This window comes from Lentzea miocenica (assembly GCF_033949945.1).
GTDB lineage: Bacteria > Actinomycetota > Actinomycetes > Mycobacteriales > Pseudonocardiaceae > Lentzea > Lentzea miocenica.
In genome coordinates, this window is the sequence record NZ_JAXAVW010000091.1 from 1 (window position 1) to 1,379 (window position 1,379).

The 1,379-nt window shown below is 66.6% G+C and carries 1 protein-coding gene; it reads right to left on the bottom strand.

Going from position 1 to position 1,379, the window contains the following annotated elements:
* Positions 1–131: 131 nt before the first annotated feature.
* Positions 132–1,328 (bottom strand): IS701 family transposase, encoded by a 1,197-nt coding sequence (locus SK803_RS46310; RefSeq protein ID WP_319972636.1) that lies wholly within the window; start codon positions 1,326–1,328, stop codon positions 132–134.
* Positions 1,329–1,379: the final 51 nt, after the last annotated feature.

Genomic DNA, 1,379 nt, shown 5'->3' on the forward strand with positions numbered 1-1,379 from the left:
CTAGTACTCCAGCCGCACTTCGTAGTCTTTGGCCTGTCTGCGCTGGTAGTGGCAGGTTTTCGCGCGGTGTTGGTGACGCCTGCGCCAGTGGGACCATGCCCACTGGCAGCTGTGGTGGTAGCCGGTGGTGATCAGGTGTGCCAGGAGACGCTTGACCTCTCCGAGTGTGAGCGGGATGAGGCCGCTGCCAGGGCTTTTGGGGCGATCGCGGCGGTGACGGCGAGGTAGGTGTGGGCAAGCATCGCCAGTGTGATGTGCCGGTACCAGGCGTCGTAGCGGCGGACCTGGTAGTGGTCCAGTCCGACCTCGGTCTTGGCGGTCTGGAAACAGTCCTCGACCGCCCAGCGGGCGCCGGCCACACGGATGAGATCGTCATCTGTGGTTCCGCTTGGCGCGCAACATAAGTAGTAGGCCAGTTCGTGCTCGCCCTTGGGGTTGCGCGTGAGTGAGCGGCGGACCAGCAGCCAGCGGCGCCACCCCGGCGGCGTGGTGTCCTCATAGACGGGCAGCGAGGCCACCGCCCAGTCGAACAGTCGTGGCCCCTTGGCCCCGTCGCCGCAACTGCGGCGTTTCCAGGCGTCATCTGGTGCTTGCGCCGCCAGGACGTCGGCACGGGACGTGCCGCCGACCGCGGGAATGGTCTGGTTGCAGGCCACGGCGACGACGTAGCCGATGCGCTGTTGCTCCAGCCAGGTACGGAATTTGTAGTCCTTGCCGTAGGCCTCGTCGGCGGTCACCCACGCCGCGGGGACCCCGGCGTCCAGGGCGCGGGCGAGCATCTGCCGTGCTTGCACGGTCTTGGTCGCGAACTCCACCTCCTCGGGTACCGCGGCGTCACGACAGCGGTCGCGGTCCTCGGTCCACGACTTCGGCAGGTACAACTCGCGGTCGATGAGTGTGCGTCCTTTGCTTGTGGCGTAAGCAAGAAAGACGCCGAGCTGACAGTTCTCGGTCCGCCCGGCGGTGCCGGAGTACTGCCGCTGCACTCCGGCGGATCCAGTGCCCTTTTTCAGGAAACCGGTCTCGTCCACCACCAGCACGCCGTCGCGCTCGCCCAGGTGCTCGACGGCATAGTCACGTACGTCGTCACGGACCCCGTCGGCGTCCCAGCTCGCCGCGTTGAGCAGACGCTGCATGCCATCCGGTGTGGCATCCCCTGCCGCCTCGGCCAGAGTCCACCCGTTCTTGCCCGCCAAGGGCGCCAACAAGCCCCGCACATAGGCACGAGCACGACGTCGTGGCTCCACCCGGTGAAACCGCCCCGCCACCCGCCCGAACAGGTCGTCCAACCCCGCGGTCCAGGCAGCAAGATCCTCTTCAGTCAACACAAGATCGGTAAGCTACACGAGGCTGATCACGAAGTGCGGCTGGAGTACTAG